The sequence below is a fragment of the Lysinibacillus sp. A1 genome (genome assembly GCF_000801965.1).
Classification (GTDB): Bacteria; Bacillota; Bacilli; order Bacillales_A; family Planococcaceae; genus Lysinibacillus; species Lysinibacillus fusiformis.
In genome coordinates, this window is record NZ_JSZM01000012.1 from 57,704 (window position 1) to 75,891 (window position 18,188).

Genomic DNA, 18,188 nt, shown 5'->3' on the forward strand with positions numbered 1-18,188 from the left:
TAAAAAAATTTTGGCAGGTAAGCCCATAAGAAAATGTGATTATACTAATGGGGCTCCAACAATTCATAATCAGCAAATTTATTAACTACTCAGGACCATTAAATGGGAATAAAAAGTTGCTTATTACTTACTAAAGAGAGTGATTAAATTTGGAAAATATTCAAGTGAGAAAAGTTGGTATTATAAAAGGCGAAACACAATACGATGTAATGCGTACATGGTGTATAGAGCTAGAAAAGGGATTTTTAAAATTAGGGATAGAGGTAGTAGTCTATGACTTTAAATACCATCATCATTTAAAATTTGACGATGATGTAGATTTTTTTGTAGCTTTTAATGGTTGGACATTGCCTACGCTAAATGATAAAGTGAAAAAACCTATCATAATGTATTTAGCTGACCATGTTAATGATCACTATGACAGAATTTTGTCTTTAAAAAACAAAGATATTTTAACAGTAATGGATAGATTTGATTTTGAAATTTTGGAGGCAATTAATATACAGCAAAACGCTTACTTCTTACCACATGCAGCATTAGAGTTAAGTTATTTAAAAACAGAGAAAAAAATTGATGTTTTGTTTTTGGGAAGTTATTCTAATCCTAAAAATTTCTTAGAGGCTCTAGATTCTATAACTAATATTGCTCCATCTGTGTATCCTATATTAATTAGTATACTGAATGAGTGTTTGGAAGATAGTAATAAGCACTATTTTACTTATTGTCTTAGCAAATTTAAACAATATGGCTTGAATGTAAGTATTACTGAGAATAAGGTGCTACTTGAATATATAAATGTTATAGGAAGATATATATATTCTATTAAACGTGAAAATTTCCTTGGATTTCTTGCTGATAACGGGTTAAAAATACATGTATATGGTAATAAATGGGGTGAATCGAAATTGTTTAATCATCCTAATATCGTGTTTAATTCACCAGTCAATTATTTTGAGGCACAGGAATTAATAAAAAAAGCAAAGATATTGGTCAATATGCAGCCATTTTTAAGAGATGGGACACATGAACGAGTTTTTGCCGGACTAGCAAATAATACTTTTGTTGTGAGTAATAAAACAGCATATCTAGAGAAGGAATTCTCTCGATTTGAAAAAATAATCTTTTATGAGCATGAGAATGATGAAGCTGTTTTAAGAAAAATAAAGGATATCCTAAATACAGTTGAAAATGACAATTTCGTTGACGAAATTCTAGAATATTTGCATGAAAATCATACTTATCAGATTCGTGCTAAAAACTTGATTGAAATATATAAATATCATTTCACCGTGGTACCCTAAAATATAATTTTATAATGTAAGTGACCAAACAAATATAATTTAAGGCATGCTAATTTAGCATGTCTTTTTTATTGTATAGTTATGTGCAAGATAGTGTAAAGAAATTATTAGATCGGAAAACAATTTTAAGAATATATATTGTATGCTCAAATGACAATGAAAAAATTCATTGACCCGTTCACAAGAGAAGAAATTAAGAGAACACAAATAAGTAATCCGATTAGAACGGTTTGAGTGAAAACGGAGTATGCTGTTGGCGGACCTTTTAGAATGTCTTTAGACGTGAGCCAGTACCCCCGCATTTCACGGAATAGTAAACTACTAGTTATTCTAGTGGTTTGATTTGCCGAGTCAGAATATCCATATATAGAATTAAATAGCTCATTTTTGCTTCTTTTTGATGGCTATAGATACAAGGGGAAAATTAGAAGTATTATGTACAGGATTAGGCGTTTTTTTGCTGGGATTGACAAAATAGATACTGGTAATACTGAAAAGCTGAGTAAATTAGTTAATAATTATATCTACATAATGTGAAAAAATGAGACTTATATTTATACCTAGATATTTAAATGACGTTAAGTGTATAGGTAGTGCTTGTGAAGATACTTGTTGGGATTTTTCGTATAATGGTGTAAAAGAAAATGTATCAAACATAGTGAGAAGTACGTCTTTTGGATATAGGGACGCAAGAAATGTTTATTGAATGAGTCCAACAGTTAGTCATGATAAGTTTAAACAAAAATAGAAAATCATTCAAAGAATCCTCTAATTCGGAAATAACAACTGAATTAGAATTTTTTTTTGAAAAAGGTATCAACTAAAGTAGTTTGTAGTAAAAAGGTGAAACATTTCTAAAAACTTCCGATACTAAATAAAAGAATAAGAAATGTTTAGGAGGTTAGATATCATGCGTATTGCAGCTCAAGGACAAACTACAGATGTAGGAACTGCAACGACATCGACATTTTCTAATAAAGCAGGATTAGAGGAAACAGCGATGGCTACTACTAAATCTCAGTTAGTATCGCAATCACAATTAGAAAAAACAACAATTACTGAAGGACAGGAAATATCGAAAGACAAGTTGCAAAATGTGGTAGATACTGTAAATGAGTTTTTACAAATCAATCATAATGCTTCTAAGTTTGTATTGCATGACGGTTTAGATCGCTATTTTGTACAGGTTGTAAATATACAAACAGAAGAAGTTGTAAAAGAAATCCCACCAAAAAAACTTTTAGATGCTTTTTATGAAATGCAAAAGTTATTAGGGATGGTAGTAGACGAAAAAATATAAGTATTTTAGGAGGAAGATATAATGGTAAATAGAATCGGCGGATTAGCATCAGGAATGGATATAGATTCAATAGTAAAAAAATTAATGACAGCGGAAAGAGCACCATTAAATAAGCTATATCAAAAGAAACAAACGTATGAATGGCAACGTGATGCTTATCGTAGTATCAATACAAAACTTAAAACATTTGATACTTATATTGCAGATAATTTTGTTTTAAAAAATATTACTTCAAAAACAGCAACTAGCTCAAACTCTAATTTAGTATCTGCTATTGCAACAGGAAGTGCTGCGGGAACATTATCTATTGAAGGTGTTTCGCAATTAGCTACAGCAGCTCGTAAAGTTGGTGATCAAGTAAATGCTATAGGTTCGACGAAAATGTCTGATTTAGGTGCAACAGGGACTATTGAGTTTAAAGCTATTCAGAGCAGCGGTCAATTAGCAAGTGAAGCAACAAAAATTGAAATTACTTCTGATATGACTGTAAATCAATTTATTAGTAAAGTGAATTCTAGTAATGCAGGGATTAGCGCTGTATTTGAAAATGGTCGATTCTCTTTTACTGCCAAAAACACTGGCGATGTAAAAGGTGATGATGAAATCAAAGTCGTAAGTGGGACAGACATTTTTAACAAATTAGGATTTGCTGATCCTAATAAAGTCCAAAATACTGAAGGGAAAAATGCTATTTTCACTGTGAACGGCATTGCAACAGAACGAACAACAAATACTTTTACGATTTCAGGATATAATGTAACGCTAAAAGATACATTCAATGGTCTTCAAACAATTTCAGATAAATATAAAAATGCTTTGGAAGAATTTAAAAATGCTACTACTAATTTAACAAATAAGCAAACAAATCTTACAACAAAACAAAATGCCTATGGTGCTAGTGATATTAATAGCTACACAGCTAATCATGAAACGGCTTATAAAGACGCTTTCGGTAATACTTTATCTTTGTCACAACGAGCTCAATACAGCAAACTAGGAAGTACCACATGGAGGAATTTATCAACTGATGAAATAGATTTCATCAAAAACCAATCCTCAGCACAGGGTATCAAAGATAATCTTGATGGAAGTACTTTAAGTGATGAAAGCAAAGCAAAATTAAAGGGTCTGTCTAATGAAGCCCTAGATGTTTTATTTTCAAACAAAGACCAACTTACAGATTTTAAAGCTCAAGCCGAGTACGAAAAGTATGGTACAAAATTAAAAGATTTTGATCAAAAAGCAATTGATGCATTAAAAGTTTTTGGACAATCATACAACAGTAGTGATTCAATTGAAAAAATTCATAAAGATATAGACGATAATACGGAATTTTCAAAAGAAGTAAAAGATGCATTAAAATCTTTAAGTAAAGATGATTTGACTAATTTAATAGCAACAGATTCAGCAACTTTAAAAACTTATCAAGAAAAAGCTCAGGCTGACGATTTAAAACAAAAGTATAGTCAATTAGGAGATGCGTTAGTTAAAGGCTTACAAGATGGTTCTAAAAAGGTTGAAGATTTAACGGAGCAACAAAAAGAAATTTGGAATAAATTAACACCTGAAAAAAAGGTTGAATTTAACACACTAGCCAATCAAAATATTAAACGCTCAGAGTACCTAACTGCAGATGCTGAAGAAAAAGCAGCTCAAACTCGCTTAAAGGAAGCTACAAATACGCAAAATGCGGCAACAGCTGATGCGAAAACAGCAGGTATTTTAAACGATGACGGTACTATTGATGATACGAAAGTAAATGCGGCACCAAAAGCACAAGCAGTGACAATGACATCAACAACCAATATTGATGACATGGTGAATAAAATTAAAGAATTTGTTACTACTTATAATGGTTTAATAAAAGATTTTACTGATCAAACGAAAGAGTCAAAGTATCGAGATTATACACCATTAACTAGCGAGCAAAAAGAAGAGATGTCCGAAAATGAAATCAAGCTTTGGGAGGATAAAGCGAAGAGTGGTTTGCTTCGAGGGGACGCCCTTATTCGTGAAGGACTTACTAGTATGCGTGCATTAGTGTATCAAGCTAATCCAGGTATTAATTCTAAATATAATACGCTGTTTAGTATCGGTATTACGACAACTAAAAACTATAACGATGGCGGAACATTAGAAATAGATGAAACAAAATTACGAAAGGTTTTAGAAGAAGACCCAGATGCAGTAGAAAGGCTATTTAAAAATAGCGAAGGCAAAGAACAGGATACAGTGAATGGTCAAACTGTTGATACACGCGGTTATCTAGCAAAATTACGTTCATCAATGAAATCATTCGAGATTAATATTGAGAAAAAAGCTGGTCGATCCTCCATGACGGATAGTCAATATACGTTGGGTAAAAATTTAATTGATACCGAAAGTCGAATTAGCACCTGGAAGAGCAAACTTGAAAATATCGAAGCTCGCTACTGGAAGCAATTTACAGCGATGGAAACAGCAATTAATAAAGCAAATTCACAATCAAGTATGTTCTCTCAAGGTTCTTGAGAAGGCTTTTAATGAAGCAAGGTAGGAGAATTTGATGCAACTAACAAATCAATTATTACAGGCGTCTGCGAATCTATATAAATTATTAGGTGATATTCCAAAAGGCGAAGATCGAAATGACTATGTGGATACTATTAATAATATGTTGGACAAGCGTGGAACGATTATAAAAGGTTTGAAACAAGAAGGTTTTCATTTTGATGAACAAAATCGTGTTCATCGCACCTTGCTTGAATTAGATAACGGAATTAAAGAACGATTGGCTGCTGTCATGAACGCAGTAAAGCAGGATATGGCAAATCTTCAAAAAACGAAAAAAAGTGAAGCTCAATATTTCAATCCATATGGCAATGTTCGTGTGATGGATGGGATGTATTACGACAAGAAAAATTAATTTCTCTATTAGCTTTTCTTCTTTTGATGGTTTAAAATAGTAAATAAGTAATATCTAAAAGGAGTTGTCCTTTATTGGCAGCAAATTTAACAGCTCAAAACGCATATAAGCAAAATAGTGTCACAACTGCTTCACCTGGAGAGCTTACATTAATGCTTTATAATGGGTGTTTAAAGTTCTTAAATAAAGCTAAACTTGCGATTCAAGAAAAAAATATCCAAGAAAAGAATACAAATTTGATAAAAGCTCAAGCGATTATAAGCGAGCTGATGGCAACTCTCAATATGGATATCGAGATTTCAAAGCAAATGCTACCTCTTTACGAATATATGAATCATCGTTTAGTCGAAGCGAATATTCAAAATGATGTAGCCGTTATTGAAGAAGTAGAAGGATTAGTGACGGAATTCCGCGATACGTGGAAGGAAGTTATTCGCATTAATCGACAACAGCAATTTGGTCAGGGAAACAGCGGACAAATTTAGACACTATTAGAGACCATCCACCAAGATGGTCTCTTTTCTTTATGACAGAATCATCTGCTAGAAATTATCACTAAATAGTCATAAATTAGGCTGTTCAACGGTAAAATATGTTACTTATTCCCCTAGCTGTAAGATGGGCGTCGTGTCATAATCAAAGCAATATAAATGTTTAACAATATACTGGGGTGGGAATATGATTTTTAAGCGTCAAGAAGGTTTCCGATTTAAATTTGAGGAGCCTGTTCAAATAACATTTGCTGTTTATGAAAATGGGCGAGTTAATCATAGGCAGACGGCTATGGCTGAATTGCTAGATATTAGTCCGCGTGGGTTAAAGATGTATACGGAAGTGGATTTAGGTGTGAATCCTCCACCATTGGATATCCATTTTGTGCTTGATACGCAAGAGGTGCGGGCTTATGGTGAAGTGATTTGGAGTCGTCCATTTGGTAGTGGTAAGCAATATGGTGTTTATTTTAATGATCAAGGGCGCGTTGAAGAGTTGATTGTAGATGAATTAAAGCTACGACGTAAAAAAGAAGCGGCAGAAGCGAAAAAGCAAAGCCAATATTAATTTTATAAAAGTTTTTTGTAAAATAAAGAATTATTTTAGAGGAATTTCACACACTTGTGTAGAAATAGATAGTATAGCAGTTATAAAGGAGGAGTTTACATGTTAAACTTTAACATTCGTGGTGAAAATATTGAGGTAACTCCAGCTATTCGAGAGTATGTTGAGAATAAAATCGAAAAAGTTGAACGTTATTTTAACGAAGATGTTAACGCCAATGCTAACGTAAATTTAAAGGTTTATAATGACAAGCAAACAAAAGTGGAAGTTACAATCCCAATGAAGAACTTAACTCTTCGTGCTGAAGAGCGTCATAATGATATGTATGCTGCGGTTGATCTCATTGTTGATAAATTAGAGCGTCAAATTCGTAAGCATAAAACGAAAGTAAACCGTAAATTCCGTGAGCGTGAAGGGGCTGGCCTTTATTTTGCTACTACTCAAGCAGTCGTTGATACGACTTTGGATGAAGAAGAATACTCCATTGTACGTACGAAGCAATTTGATTTAAAACCGATGGATCAAGAAGAGGCTGTATTACAAATGAATATGTTAGGGCATGATTTCTATGTCTTTACAGATGCTGAATCAAACGGCACAAATATTGTGTATAAACGTAAAGACGGAAAATATGGCTTAATCGAAACAACTTAAACTTCATGATGACAAAGGCTCTCGCGATGGCGAGAGTCTTTTTTTATGACTTTCTTATGCAAATAGGGTGACTGTTTGCATGAAACTGTTACACAATGGTAAAATGAAAGTTGAATCTATATAGGAAGTGAAAAACATTCATGGCAAACCTATTAAATAAATTATTTGATTTCAATAAACGTGAGTTAAAAAAATTAGAAAAAATCGCTGACCAGGTTGAGGGATTCGCTTCTCAAATGGAACAGCTTTCAGATGATCAATTACAAGCGAAAACAGAAGAGTTTAAAAAGCGTTATACGGATGGGGAGCAGTTAGAGTCGATTCGTGCAGAGGCTTTTGCTGTTTGTCGCGAAGCGTCGAAACGTGTGTTAGAGATGTATCCGTTCCGCGTTCAAGTTATGGGGGCGGCTTCCCTTGATGAAGGTAATATTTCAGAGATGAAGACCGGTGAAGGTAAAACGTTAACAGCGACAATGGCGGTTTATTTAAACGCAATTACTGGTAAAGGCGTGCATGTTGTCACAGTCAATGAATATTTGGCTAGCCGTGATGCTGCTGAGATGGGACAGCTGTACAATTTCTTAGGTCTTACAGTAGGTTTAAATTTAAATAGCCTGTCTAAAGAAGAGAAGCGTGCGGCTTATGAAGCGGATATTACTTATAGTACAAACAATGAATTAGGATTTGACTATTTACGTGATAATATGGTGCTTTATAAAGAAGAGCGTGTTCAACGTCCGCTTCACTATGCTGTCATCGATGAGGTTGACTCGATTTTAATTGATGAGGCACGTACGCCATTAATTATTTCGGGTCAGGCTGGGAAATCAGCACAGTTGTACAAACAGTCTAATGCGTTTGTACGTATGTTAAGTGCAGAAACAGATTACACATATGAAGAGTCAACAAAAGGTGTTACATTAACGGATGCCGGTGTTGAAAAGGCTGAAAAGGCATTTGGCATTGACAATTTATTTGATTTAACACATGTCCGCTTAAATCACGCCATTAACCAATCGTTAAAGGCACATGTAAGTATGCATAATGATGTTGATTATGTTGTCCAAGAGGGCGAAATTGTGATTGTTGACGGCTTTACTGGTCGTTTAATGAAAGGTCGCCGATATTCGGATGGCCTTCACCAAGCTATTGAAGCTAAAGAAGGCGTTGAGATTCAAAATGAATCGATGACAATGGCTACTATTACATTCCAAAACTATTTCCGTATGTACCAAAAGCTTGCGGGTATGACAGGTACAGCGAAAACAGAGGAAGAAGAATTCCGTAATATTTACAATATGAGCGTTATTGCGATTCCTACGAATAAGCCAATTGCTCGTGATGATCGTCCAGATTTAATTTTTGCTTCTATGGAAGGAAAATATAAAGCGGTGGCGGCTGATATTGCAGAGCGCCATAAGGCAGGACAACCTGTGCTTGTTGGTACAGTTGCGATTGAAACGTCTGAAATTATTTCGCAATTGCTGGATAAACATAAAATCCCTCATAATGTACTGAATGCAAAAAATCATGAACGCGAAGCAGAAATTATTGCTAATGCTGGTTCAAAGGGTGCTGTAACGATTGCTACAAATATGGCGGGTCGTGGTACCGACATTAAACCTGGTGAAGGTGTATTAGAAATTGGAGGATTAGCGGTTATTGGTACTGAGCGACATGAATCCCGTCGTATTGATAACCAGTTACGTGGACGTTCTGGTCGTCAAGGGAATCCAGGGGTAACACAATTTTATCTATCACTAGAAGATGATTTAATGCGTCGTTTCGGTTCAGATAATATGAAGGCGATGATGATGCGTTTAGGTATGGACGATACACAGCCATTGCAATCAAAAGTTGTGTCGAGAGCTGTAGAATCCGCGCAGAAACGTGTCGAAGGTAATAACTTTGATGCTCGTAAGCGTTTATTACAATATGATGATGTTCTCCGTCAGCAACGTGAGATTATTTATAAGGAGCGTTATGATGTTCTAGAAACAGAAAATATGCGCGTACTTGTGGAGTCAATGATTCAAGAGACGATCGACAATGTTGTCGGGCTCTATACACAAGGTGAGCAAAAAGATTGGAATCTCAAGGCTATTGATGACTTTGTGGCTGCTAATTTGCTAGAGGAAGGTCAACTAAAAGTAGCTGATTTCCAAGGTAAATCGGCAGAAGACATTAACCAATTGATTTCAGAAGCTGTTCACGCTCGATATGATGAAAAAGAGGAAGAGCTTACAGCAGAGCGTATGCGTGAGTTTGAAAAAGTTATTTTATTACGTTCTATTGATACAAAATGGATCGATCATATTGATGCTATGGATCAACTTCGTCAAGGTATCCATCTGCGAGCATATGGTCAAAATGATCCGCTACGTGAATATCAACAAGAAGGTTTTGCGATGTTCGAAGATATGGTCGCTTCCATTCGCGAGGATGTTGCGAAGTATGCAATGAAGGCTGAAATTCGCAGTAATCTTGAGCGTGAAGAGGTGGCAAAAGGTCAGGCTGTTAATCCGAAAGAAGAAGGCGGCCCTGCTCCGAAAAAGCAACCTGTTCGTAAGGCGGAAAATGTTGGACGCAATGATTTATGTCCTTGTGGAAGCGGTAAGAAGTTTAAAAACTGTCATGGTGCAGCTCAATAATAGAAATGGAAAAGATCATTTTAACGTATGTTGAAATGATCTTTTTTTGTATAAAAAAATAAATTATTGTCATAAAAGTCATAATTTATAGACAATAGTAAAATATGGGTATACAATAGCTGTAATAATAGGAATTTAGTTTTAGAAAATTCTTCTATTATTATTCTGAATTATTAGGTGTAGGTGTGATGGAGTACTAAGGATTTAGTGATGAAAGATTTTGAGAAGCTGAGGTGGGAGAAATGTGGGGAGAAATAAAGTTTTCCAAGCAATTTCGACTTGTAGAAAAAAGCAGGAATGTACGGACCTTGGTATATTCCTTTTTTATTTAAGCTGAAAACATAAGTGCATAAAGGGGGAATAAGGATGCATAAGAAGGATATTATGAGTAGTGAAACTATGCTGTATATGCCTGTGTATGATTCCTTTGGAAATTTATGTACTCGGGTGATGGAAAAAAGTAATGACTATATTTCTAAATTAACACCGACGAAGTTAATGGACTATAATCTTCGTTATTATGGTTCAAGCTTAAGAGGGGCTTTCGATGGATCAAAAATGATTTTAGGTAAACTTAATAAAAACCCAATCGTTGTGGATGAGCGTGGGAATATTTTATGGTTTCCAAGCAAGTCACCTCTACATCCGGAATGTATATGGTTTGCTGTCCATCATATTGAAGAGTATTTCTCTGTGGATAAAAAGAGCACAAAGGTAATCTTTACGAATGGTCAGGATATTATTGTAGATGTTAGTGTCAAAACGATAGAGTATCGTATTCAGCGGGCATTTTTATTAAAATATAGATTAGAGCGAAGAACGAAGCATTTACTTGTTCAATATGATCGTGTGAAAGTATTTCAACGTTTTGCGCTTGATATGCTTGAGGACGAGACGTAGAGTAGTGTTTTTATGTATGTTTTCCTCGGTAAAAACGTTATAATAGTAAGATCGGAGCTTTCACACTAGTCTCCATTACTAACGTTCGGAGGATTTTACAATGATTGAATTAGCAGATGTACGCAATGTATTAGACACTACAGCCAAAAAATTGGTGGACTTCAGGGGGTCTCTTTGACTTAGAAAACAAAGAGGCACGTATACAGGAGCTAGATGAAATGATGCTAGAGCCAGGATTCTGGGATGATCAGCAAGGTGCACAGGTGATCATTAATGAGGGCAATGGCTTAAAAGCAATCGTCAATGAATATAAAGAGTTAGAAGAAATACATGAGAATTTAGATATGACATTGGAGCTTTTACGTGAAGAGCCAGACGAAGAATTGCAGGAAGAGTTAGGAAAAGAACTGGTAGAATTCCAACAAAAAATGGCTGATTTTGAGCTACAATTATTATTGAGCGGTCCATATGATCAAAACAATGCTATTTTAGAGTTGCATCCAGGAGCAGGTGGAACAGAGTCACAAGACTGGGGTTCTATGCTACTACGTATGTATACACGATGGGCTGAGAAGCGTGGCTTTAAGGTGGAAACAATGGATTATCTTCCTGGTGATGAAGCAGGCATTAAATCTGTAACTATTTCAATTAAAGGTCATAATGCTTTCGGCTATTTACAAGCTGAAAAAGGTGTTCATCGCCTAGTGCGTATTTCACCATTTGATTCATCGGGCCGTCGACATACTTCTTTCGTTTCTTGCGATGTCATGCCAGAATTTGACGATAATATTGAAATTGATATTCGTACAGAGGATTTGAAAATTGATACGTATCGTGCGACAGGTGCGGGTGGTCAGCATATTAATACAACAGATTCAGCTGTTCGTATTACACACATCCCGACTGGTACGGTTGTACAATGCCAAGCAGAACGTTCACAAATTAAAAACCGTGAGAAAGCGATGGCTATGTTAAAAGGGAAATTATATCAATTAGAGTTAGAGAAGCAACAGGCGCAGCTTGATGAGATCCGTGGTGAACAAAAGGACATTGGCTGGGGCTCGCAAATTCGCTCGTATGTATTCCATCCATACTCAATGGTAAAAGATCACCGTACGAATGAAGAAACAGGGAATGTCGGAGCGGTAATGGACGGCGATGTAGATCCATTTATTAATGCTTACTTACGTTCAAAAATTAACTAATAGCCATCCCCCAAGAGTTGTTTCTTGGGGGATTTTTTAGTTAAAAGAATGGATGATAGGGTGAATCTTGACTAAGTTGTTTTCGTTCGTTCATGTAATGTTTGTAGAGCATAGAAGCATTCACAAACTGTTTACTAATAGAAGCGTATTGAATAGGTAGCTCAATCTTTTGATCGTTTTTTAATGTGACCACACATCCCGTTTCGCTTGGCGTAATATTGATAATCGCATGGAGCCCTATCCATATATTATGAATGGAATTAGGTGAATAGGTTGGTAGAAAGATGCAAGGAAAACCATAATCAAAGGCCACGACGATTGGTAGCTTATGTTGATTACCAAAAAAGCGTTTAGCAGATTGCTTTGCTGCTTCATAGGTGGAGCCTAATGAAATACAAGATTTTCGCAGTACATGCATCGGCTTCCGAGTAACAATTAGCTCATTATGTTTGTCTATAACATGAGTAAAAACTTTAGTGTCATGCTGAACTGGTTGGAGCAAGTAAGTGTTAAAGGAAATTAAATAGCCATTTACAAATTTACTAGTCATATTGGACGTGCCTCCCTTTTCTATTGATAACCGTAGTGTAGTACATAAAATGAATTTCAAAAAATATACAAAGTATTGAAACAAGGTTGATAAATGAATGAAATACTTAGAGAATTTGCTTTAAATTTCACGAGTTTACTAGCTAATCCAAGTTATTTTTAAATCGTAAGCATTGCTTTTTAATTTCAATTTTCATATAATTTAGAAAAGGATCGGGGTGAGATCGTTGGATAAATATTATTCGTACACAGATTTTCTAAAAGCCGTTGGTCAGTCAAAAAAAGTTGATGAGGCAGAGAAATTATTAAACGAGATTTATTTAGATTTATTTTTAAATCGTATCCAGCGTATGCATCGACAAGAGCAGCTCATCGTTTTAATAGATAGAGCGCTCGATGAAAAAGATGAAAACGCATTTTATCAATACGCAACCGAACTCAATTCCTTGCAGCAATCAGAAGATGAATCATACTAATAATTCCGCTCTCCGCGACTATGGAGAGCGGGATTTTTTTTGGAGATGATAGAGTGGCTGTGCCATTCACCTAATGTATAAAAAGTATTGCTCTAAAAATGAGAAAAGAAAAGGAATGACTACCATTCTACAATGGACATCTCGTTACTAGATAAGGCTTGAAAACCTGACGAAACGGCTATTATGAGAGTAGAAGGTTGATTATCCATCTTCCATTTTAGGGATAGAAAAAAATTTTACAAACATTCGTTCGTTAAATGTTCGAAATTTTAATATTGCTATGCTAAAATATATGTACAAATTGGAAAGAAAGGACGGGGACAGGTGTGCAAACTTTTGATTTACAAGCGCCATATCAGCCTAATGGAGATCAGCCACAGGCAATTGCGGAATTAGTGGAGGGTGTGAAGGCAGGCAAGCGTCATCAAACATTACTTGGTGCAACAGGAACTGGGAAAACATTTACGATTTCAAATGTAATCCAGCAGGTTAAAAAACCGACACTTATTATGGCACACAATAAAACGTTGGCGGGCCAATTATATAGTGAGTTCAAAGAGTTCTTTCCAAATAACGCTGTAGAATACTTTGTTAGTTACTATGATTATTACCAGCCAGAAGCCTATGTACCGCAGACAGATACTTATATAGAAAAGGATTCTAGCATTAACGATGAAATTGATAAGCTGCGCCACTCTGCAACTTCTGCATTATTTGAGCGTGATGATGTCATTATTATTGCATCTGTATCCTGTATTTACGGTCTTGGTTCTCCTGAAGAATATCGTGAAATGGTTGTATCGATCCGCACAGGTATGGAAATTGAACGTAATCAGCTACTGCGCAAACTTGTAGATGTTCAATATGAGCGCAATGATGTTAGTTTTACACGCGGGACGTTTCGGGTACGAGGAGATGTAGTAGAGATTTTCCCAGCCTCACGTGATGAGCATTGTATTCGTGTCGAGTTTTTTGGGGACGAAATTGATCGCATTCGTGAGGTAGATGCTTTAACTGGAGAAATACTATCAGATCGAGAGCATGTCGCTATTTTCCCAGCATCCCACTTCGTTACACGAGAAGAAAAAATGCGAAAAGCGATAGAAAACATTGAAAAAGAATTAGAGGATCGTCTAGCTTTACTGCGTGCCGAGGATAAATTATTAGAGGCTCAGCGTCTAGAGCAACGGACACGTTATGATTTAGAAATGATGCGGGAAATGGGCTTTTGTTCAGGGATTGAGAACTATTCGCGTCACTTAACTTTACGTGAAGCAGGTGCGACTCCATATACGTTGCTTGATTATTTCCCTGAGGACTTTTTGCTTGTCGTAGATGAAAGTCACGTAACTCTTCCGCAGGTACGAGGGATGTACAACGGTGACCAAGCACGTAAAGGGGTACTTGTTGAGCATGGTTTCCGCCTGCCATCTGCGCTAGATAACCGTCCATTACGTTTTGAAGAATACGAAAATCGAGTACATCAAGCTATTTATGTATCTGCAACACCTGGACCCTATGAGTTGGAGCATACTCCTGAAATGATCCAGCAAATTATTCGACCTACTGGTTTACTGGATCCATTAATTGATGTCCGCCCAATTGAAGGGCAAATAGATAACTTGATCGATGAAATTCAAGATCGTATTGCACGTGATGAAAGAGTGTTAGTAACAACACTAACAAAGAAAATGTCAGAGGACTTAACGGCTTATTTGAAGGAAATGGGCTTAAAGGTTGAGTATTTGCATTCTGAGATTAAAACATTAGAGCGTATTGAGATTATCCGTGAGCTACGGAAGGGCACTTATGATGTACTAATTGGAATTAACTTATTGCGAGAAGGACTTGATATTCCTGAAGTATCACTTGTAGCCATATTAGACGCTGATAAAGAAGGATTTTTACGTTCAGAACGTTCACTCATTCAAACGATTGGCCGAGCTGCGCGTAATGCGAACGGTCATGTCATTATGTATGCAGATCATGTAACCGACTCGATGAAAAAGGCGCTCGATGAAACAAAACGTCGTCGTGAATTGCAAATGGCATATAACGAAGAGCATGGTATTACGCCTCAAACTATTAGTAAAAAAATACCAGAAGTAATTCGTGCTACACAAGTGGCAGAAGAAGAAGAATCCTATGTAACAAAGGCGACGAAGGGCAAAAAGCTGACAAAGGCAGAAAGAGACCAGCTCTTAGCTTCTCTAGAAATAGAAATGAAGGAAGCAGCAAAAGCGCTTGATTTCGAACGTGCAGCTGAGCTTCGAGATACAATATTTGAATTGAAGGTAGAAGGGTGAATGACTTGTGAAAAATACTGAAATTGTCGTGCAAGGTGCACGTGCTCATAATTTAAAAAATATTAATGTCACAATTCCACGTGATCAATTAGTCGTTTTAACAGGATTATCAGGATCAGGTAAATCTTCATTAGCGTTTGATACGATTTATGCGGAGGGACAACGACGTTATGTCGAGTCTCTTTCCGCCTATGCGCGTCAGTTTCTTGGGCAGATGGACAAACCAGATGTTGATGCAATCGAAGGATTATCGCCTGCTATTTCAATAGACCAAAAAACAACGAGTCGTAACCCGCGCTCTACAGTAGGGACGGTTACAGAAATCTATGATTACTTACGTTTACTATATGCACGTATTGGTAAACCGATTTGTCCGAATCATGGGATAGAAATTACTTCTCAAACGATTGAACAAATGGTGGACCGTTTATTAACTTATCCAGAAAGAACCAAAATGCAACTCCTTGCGCCAATGGTTTCTGGCCGTAAAGGAACCCATGTAAAACTGCTAGAAGATTTAAAAAAGCAAGGCTTCGTTCGTGTGCGTATTGATGGAGATTTACGAGATTTAGATGATGCGATTGATCTTGATAAAAATAAAAAACACTCTATTGAGGTAGTGATCGACCGTGTTGTAATGAAGGAAGGTGTCGCTGCACGTTTAAGTGATTCTTTAGAGACAGCTCTTCGTTTGGCAGATGGTCGTGTGCTTGTAGACGTCATGGAGCATGAGGAACTACTATTTAGTGAGCATCATGCCTGTCCTATTTGTGGTTTTTCTATTGGCGAGCTAGAGCCACGCATGTTTTCATTTAATAGTCCATTTGGTGCTTGTCCAAGCTGTGACGGCTTAGGCTCGACACAAGAGGTGGATTTAGATTTAGTGGTGCCGGATTGGGATCGTTCTTTATTAGAGCATGCTATTGCACCTTGGGAGCCAACAAGTTCACAGTACTATCCTCAATTATTAAAAGCAGTTTGTGAACACTATAATATTCCAATGGATGTGCCAGTGAAAGATTTACCAAAAGACAAGATGGACAAAGTGTTATTTGGCTCAGGTAAAGAGAAGATTCACTTCCATTATGAAAATGAGTTTGGCAATGTACGAGACCAAATGATTGAATTTGAAGGTGTTGTCCGAAATGTAGAGCGTCGTTTTAAAGAGACAACTTCAGATTATGTTCGTGAGCAAATGGAAAAATATATGGCACAACAGGCTTGCCCTTCTTGTAAAGGCTATCGTTTAAAGCCAGAAACATTAGCTGTAAAAGTTGCCGACAAACATATTGGTGAGGTGACACAATATTCAATTCAGGAAGCCGACACATTTTTCAAAGAGCTAGATCTCACTGAAAAGGATATGAAAATTGCTCGTCTAGTTTTACGGGAAATTGAAGAACGACTGGGCTTCCTTGTTAATGTAGGTTTAGACTATTTAACTTTAAGTCGTGCAGCAGGTACATTATCTGGTGGGGAAGCACAACGTATTCGCCTTGCTACTCAAATCGGTTCACGATTAACAGGCGTTCTATATATTTTAGATGAACCATCGATTGGCTTACATCAACGTGATAATGATCGCTTGATTAGCACGTTACAAAACATGCGAGATATTGGTAATACACTGATTGTGGTGGAGCATGATGAGGATACGATGCTAGCAGCTGATTATCTGATTGACGTTGGACCAGGTGCAGGTGTACATGGTGGCCAAATTGTTGCAGCTGGTACACCACAGGAAGTCATGGAAAATAATAAATCTTTAACAGGACAATATTTAAGCGGGAAAAAATTTATCCCATTGCCAGTGGAAAGACGTCAACCAAATGGTCGTAAGCTTTCGATTAAGGGTGCCAAGGAAAATAATTTACGCAATGTTAAAGTCGACGTTCCACTTGGCTTATTTGTCGCAGTGACAGGTGTATCTGGTTCAGGGAAATCCACGCTGATTAATGAAATTTTATATAAATCATTGGCACAGAAGCTGAATCGTTCCAAGGTTAAACCGGGAGAACATAAAGAGGTAACAGGGATGGATGAGCTTGAAAAAGTCATCGATATTGACCAATCTCCAATTGGTCGTACCCCGCGCTCGAATCCAGCTACTTACACGGGAGTCTTTGATGATATACGCGATGTTTTTGCTACCACGAATGAAGCAAAGGTACGAGGCTATAAAAAAGGTCGTTTTAGCTTTAATGTCAAGGGGGGGCGCTGTGAAGCATGTCGTGGAGATGGAATTATTAAAATAGAAATGCATTTCCTTCCGGATGTGTATGTTCCTTGTGAAGTATGTCACGGCAAACGCTATAATCGAGAAACACTTGAAGTGAAATATAAAGATAAAAGTATTGCAGATATTTTAGATATGACGATTGAAAATGCTGTAGTATTCTTCGAAAATATTCCAAAGATTCAACGTAAGCTTCAAACTATTGTTGATGTTGGCTTAGGTTATATGAAATTAGGACAACCTGCCACAACATTGTCTGGAGGAGAGGCGCAGCGTGTAAAATTAGCATCTGAATTACATCGACGTTCAACAGGTAAATCATTCTATATTCTAGATGAACCAACGACAGGCTTACATGCAGACGATATCGCACGTTTACTTGTAGTGCTACAACGTCTTGTTGAAAATGGTGACTCCGTATTAGTTATTGAACATAATCTAGATGTTATCAAGACGGCTGATTATCTTATTGATTTAGGTCCAGAGGGTGGAGACAAAGGGGGTACGATTATTGCAACAGGTACACCTGAAGAAGTGGCAGAAGTGCCAGGTTCTTATACAGGGAAATATTTGAAACCAATTTTAGAACGTGACCGTATGAGAATGGAAGCAGTATTAGCAGAAGCTTCTAAATCTTAATCCCAGCCTT

14 protein-coding genes are annotated in these 18,188 nt (G+C 36.5%); 13 read left to right on the forward strand and 1 reads right to left on the reverse strand.

The features are described 5' to 3' along the window. The first annotated feature begins 149 nt into the window (after positions 1 to 149). The 10 genes from PI85_RS09860 to prfB all read left to right on the forward strand — a co-directional run bounded on the left by PI85_RS09860 (position 150) and on the right by prfB (position 11,972). Positions 150 to 1,301, forward strand: coding sequence for a glycosyltransferase (locus tag PI85_RS09860; RefSeq protein WP_036123337.1), 1,152 nt, complete (start codon positions 150 to 152; stop codon positions 1,299 to 1,301). Between the two features lie 910 nt (positions 1,302 to 2,211). Beyond that, positions 2,212 to 2,601 (forward strand): flagellar protein FlaG, encoded by a 390-nt coding sequence (locus PI85_RS09865; RefSeq protein WP_036123341.1) that lies wholly within the window; start codon positions 2,212 to 2,214, stop codon positions 2,599 to 2,601. 21 nt (positions 2,602 to 2,622) lie between these two features. Next, positions 2,623 to 5,112 (forward strand): flagellar filament capping protein FliD, encoded by a 2,490-nt coding sequence (gene fliD, locus PI85_RS09870; RefSeq protein WP_036123344.1) that lies wholly within the window; start codon positions 2,623 to 2,625, stop codon positions 5,110 to 5,112. A 34-nt stretch (positions 5,113 to 5,146) separates the two neighbouring features. Next, a complete protein-coding gene (locus PI85_RS09875) occupies positions 5,147 to 5,506 on the forward strand; it encodes a flagellar protein FliT (RefSeq protein ID WP_036123347.1) in 360 nt (119 codons plus the stop codon). A gap of 74 nt (positions 5,507 to 5,580) precedes the next feature. After that, complete coding sequence (fliS, locus tag PI85_RS09880; protein ID WP_036123350.1) at positions 5,581 to 5,991, forward strand: flagellar export chaperone FliS; 411 nt, start codon at positions 5,581 to 5,583, stop codon at positions 5,989 to 5,991. A gap of 193 nt (positions 5,992 to 6,184) precedes the next feature. Beyond that, positions 6,185 to 6,565 (forward strand): PilZ domain-containing protein, encoded by a 381-nt coding sequence (locus PI85_RS09885; protein WP_036123353.1) that lies wholly within the window; start codon positions 6,185 to 6,187, stop codon positions 6,563 to 6,565. A gap of 99 nt (positions 6,566 to 6,664) precedes the next feature. After that, positions 6,665 to 7,216 (forward strand): ribosome hibernation-promoting factor, HPF/YfiA family, encoded by a 552-nt coding sequence (gene hpf, locus PI85_RS09890; RefSeq protein WP_008178812.1) that lies wholly within the window; start codon positions 6,665 to 6,667, stop codon positions 7,214 to 7,216. Between the two features lie 140 nt (positions 7,217 to 7,356). After that, positions 7,357 to 9,867 carry a preprotein translocase subunit SecA gene (gene secA, locus PI85_RS09895; RefSeq protein ID WP_036123357.1) on the forward strand — a complete coding sequence of 837 codons (2,511 nt, stop codon included), beginning with the start codon at positions 7,357 to 7,359 and terminating at the stop codon, positions 9,865 to 9,867. 366 nt (positions 9,868 to 10,233) lie between these two features. Further along, positions 10,234 to 10,767, forward strand: coding sequence for a competence protein ComK (locus PI85_RS09900; RefSeq protein WP_036123361.1), 534 nt, complete (start codon positions 10,234 to 10,236; stop codon positions 10,765 to 10,767). Between the two features lie 100 nt (positions 10,768 to 10,867). Further along, positions 10,868 to 11,972, forward strand: a protein-coding gene (prfB, locus tag PI85_RS09905) for a peptide chain release factor 2 (protein WP_245405919.1) whose coding sequence is annotated in 2 segments (ribosomal slippage) — positions 10,868 to 10,942 and positions 10,944 to 11,972 — 1,104 coding nt in all. Because the reading frame shifts where the segments join, the coding sequence is not laid out codon by codon here. A gap of 40 nt (positions 11,973 to 12,012) precedes the next feature. On the opposite strand, the gene PI85_RS09910 is transcribed toward prfB, so the two are convergent. Beyond that, positions 12,013 to 12,522 carry a competence protein ComK gene (locus PI85_RS09910; protein WP_036123364.1) on the reverse strand — a complete coding sequence of 170 codons (510 nt, stop codon included), beginning with the start codon at positions 12,520 to 12,522 and terminating at the stop codon, positions 12,013 to 12,015. Positions 12,523 to 12,748: 226 nt separating this feature from the next. Here PI85_RS09910 and PI85_RS09915 point away from each other — a divergent pair, with 226 nt between their 5' ends. The 3 genes from PI85_RS09915 (at position 12,749) to uvrA (ending at position 18,178) form a co-directional block, all read left to right on the forward strand. After that, entirely contained in the window at positions 12,749 to 12,997 is a 249-nt protein-coding gene (locus PI85_RS09915; RefSeq protein WP_036123367.1) for an IDEAL domain-containing protein, read from the forward strand. A gap of 326 nt (positions 12,998 to 13,323) precedes the next feature. Next, complete coding sequence (gene uvrB, locus PI85_RS09920) at positions 13,324 to 15,303, forward strand: excinuclease ABC subunit UvrB (protein ID WP_036123371.1); 1,980 nt, start codon at positions 13,324 to 13,326, stop codon at positions 15,301 to 15,303. A 7-nt stretch (positions 15,304 to 15,310) separates the two neighbouring features. Next, positions 15,311 to 18,178 carry an excinuclease ABC subunit UvrA gene (gene uvrA / locus PI85_RS09925; protein ID WP_036123374.1) on the forward strand — a complete coding sequence of 956 codons (2,868 nt, stop codon included), beginning with the start codon at positions 15,311 to 15,313 and terminating at the stop codon, positions 18,176 to 18,178. The last annotated feature ends 10 nt before the right edge of the window (positions 18,179 to 18,188 follow it).

Bases quoted from the DNA above. Each gene is read 5' to 3' on its own strand.
- secA (WP_036123357.1), top strand. From the start codon at position 7,357: ATGGCAAACCTATTAAATAAATTATTTGATTTCAATAAACGTGAGTTA.
- PI85_RS09875 (WP_036123347.1), top strand. From the start codon at position 5,147: ATGCAACTAACAAATCAATTATTACAGGCGTCTGCGAATCTATATAAA.
- PI85_RS09885 (WP_036123353.1), top strand. From the start codon at position 6,185: ATGATTTTTAAGCGTCAAGAAGGTTTCCGATTTAAATTTGAGGAGCCT.
- PI85_RS09910 (WP_036123364.1), bottom strand. From the start codon at position 12,522: ATGACTAGTAAATTTGTAAATGGCTATTTAATTTCCTTTAACACTTAC.
- hpf (WP_008178812.1), top strand. From the start codon at position 6,665: ATGTTAAACTTTAACATTCGTGGTGAAAATATTGAGGTAACTCCAGCT.
- PI85_RS09900 (WP_036123361.1), top strand. From the start codon at position 10,234: ATGCATAAGAAGGATATTATGAGTAGTGAAACTATGCTGTATATGCCT.
- fliD (WP_036123344.1), top strand. From the start codon at position 2,623: ATGGTAAATAGAATCGGCGGATTAGCATCAGGAATGGATATAGATTCA.
- PI85_RS09865 (WP_036123341.1), top strand. From the start codon at position 2,212: ATGCGTATTGCAGCTCAAGGACAAACTACAGATGTAGGAACTGCAACG.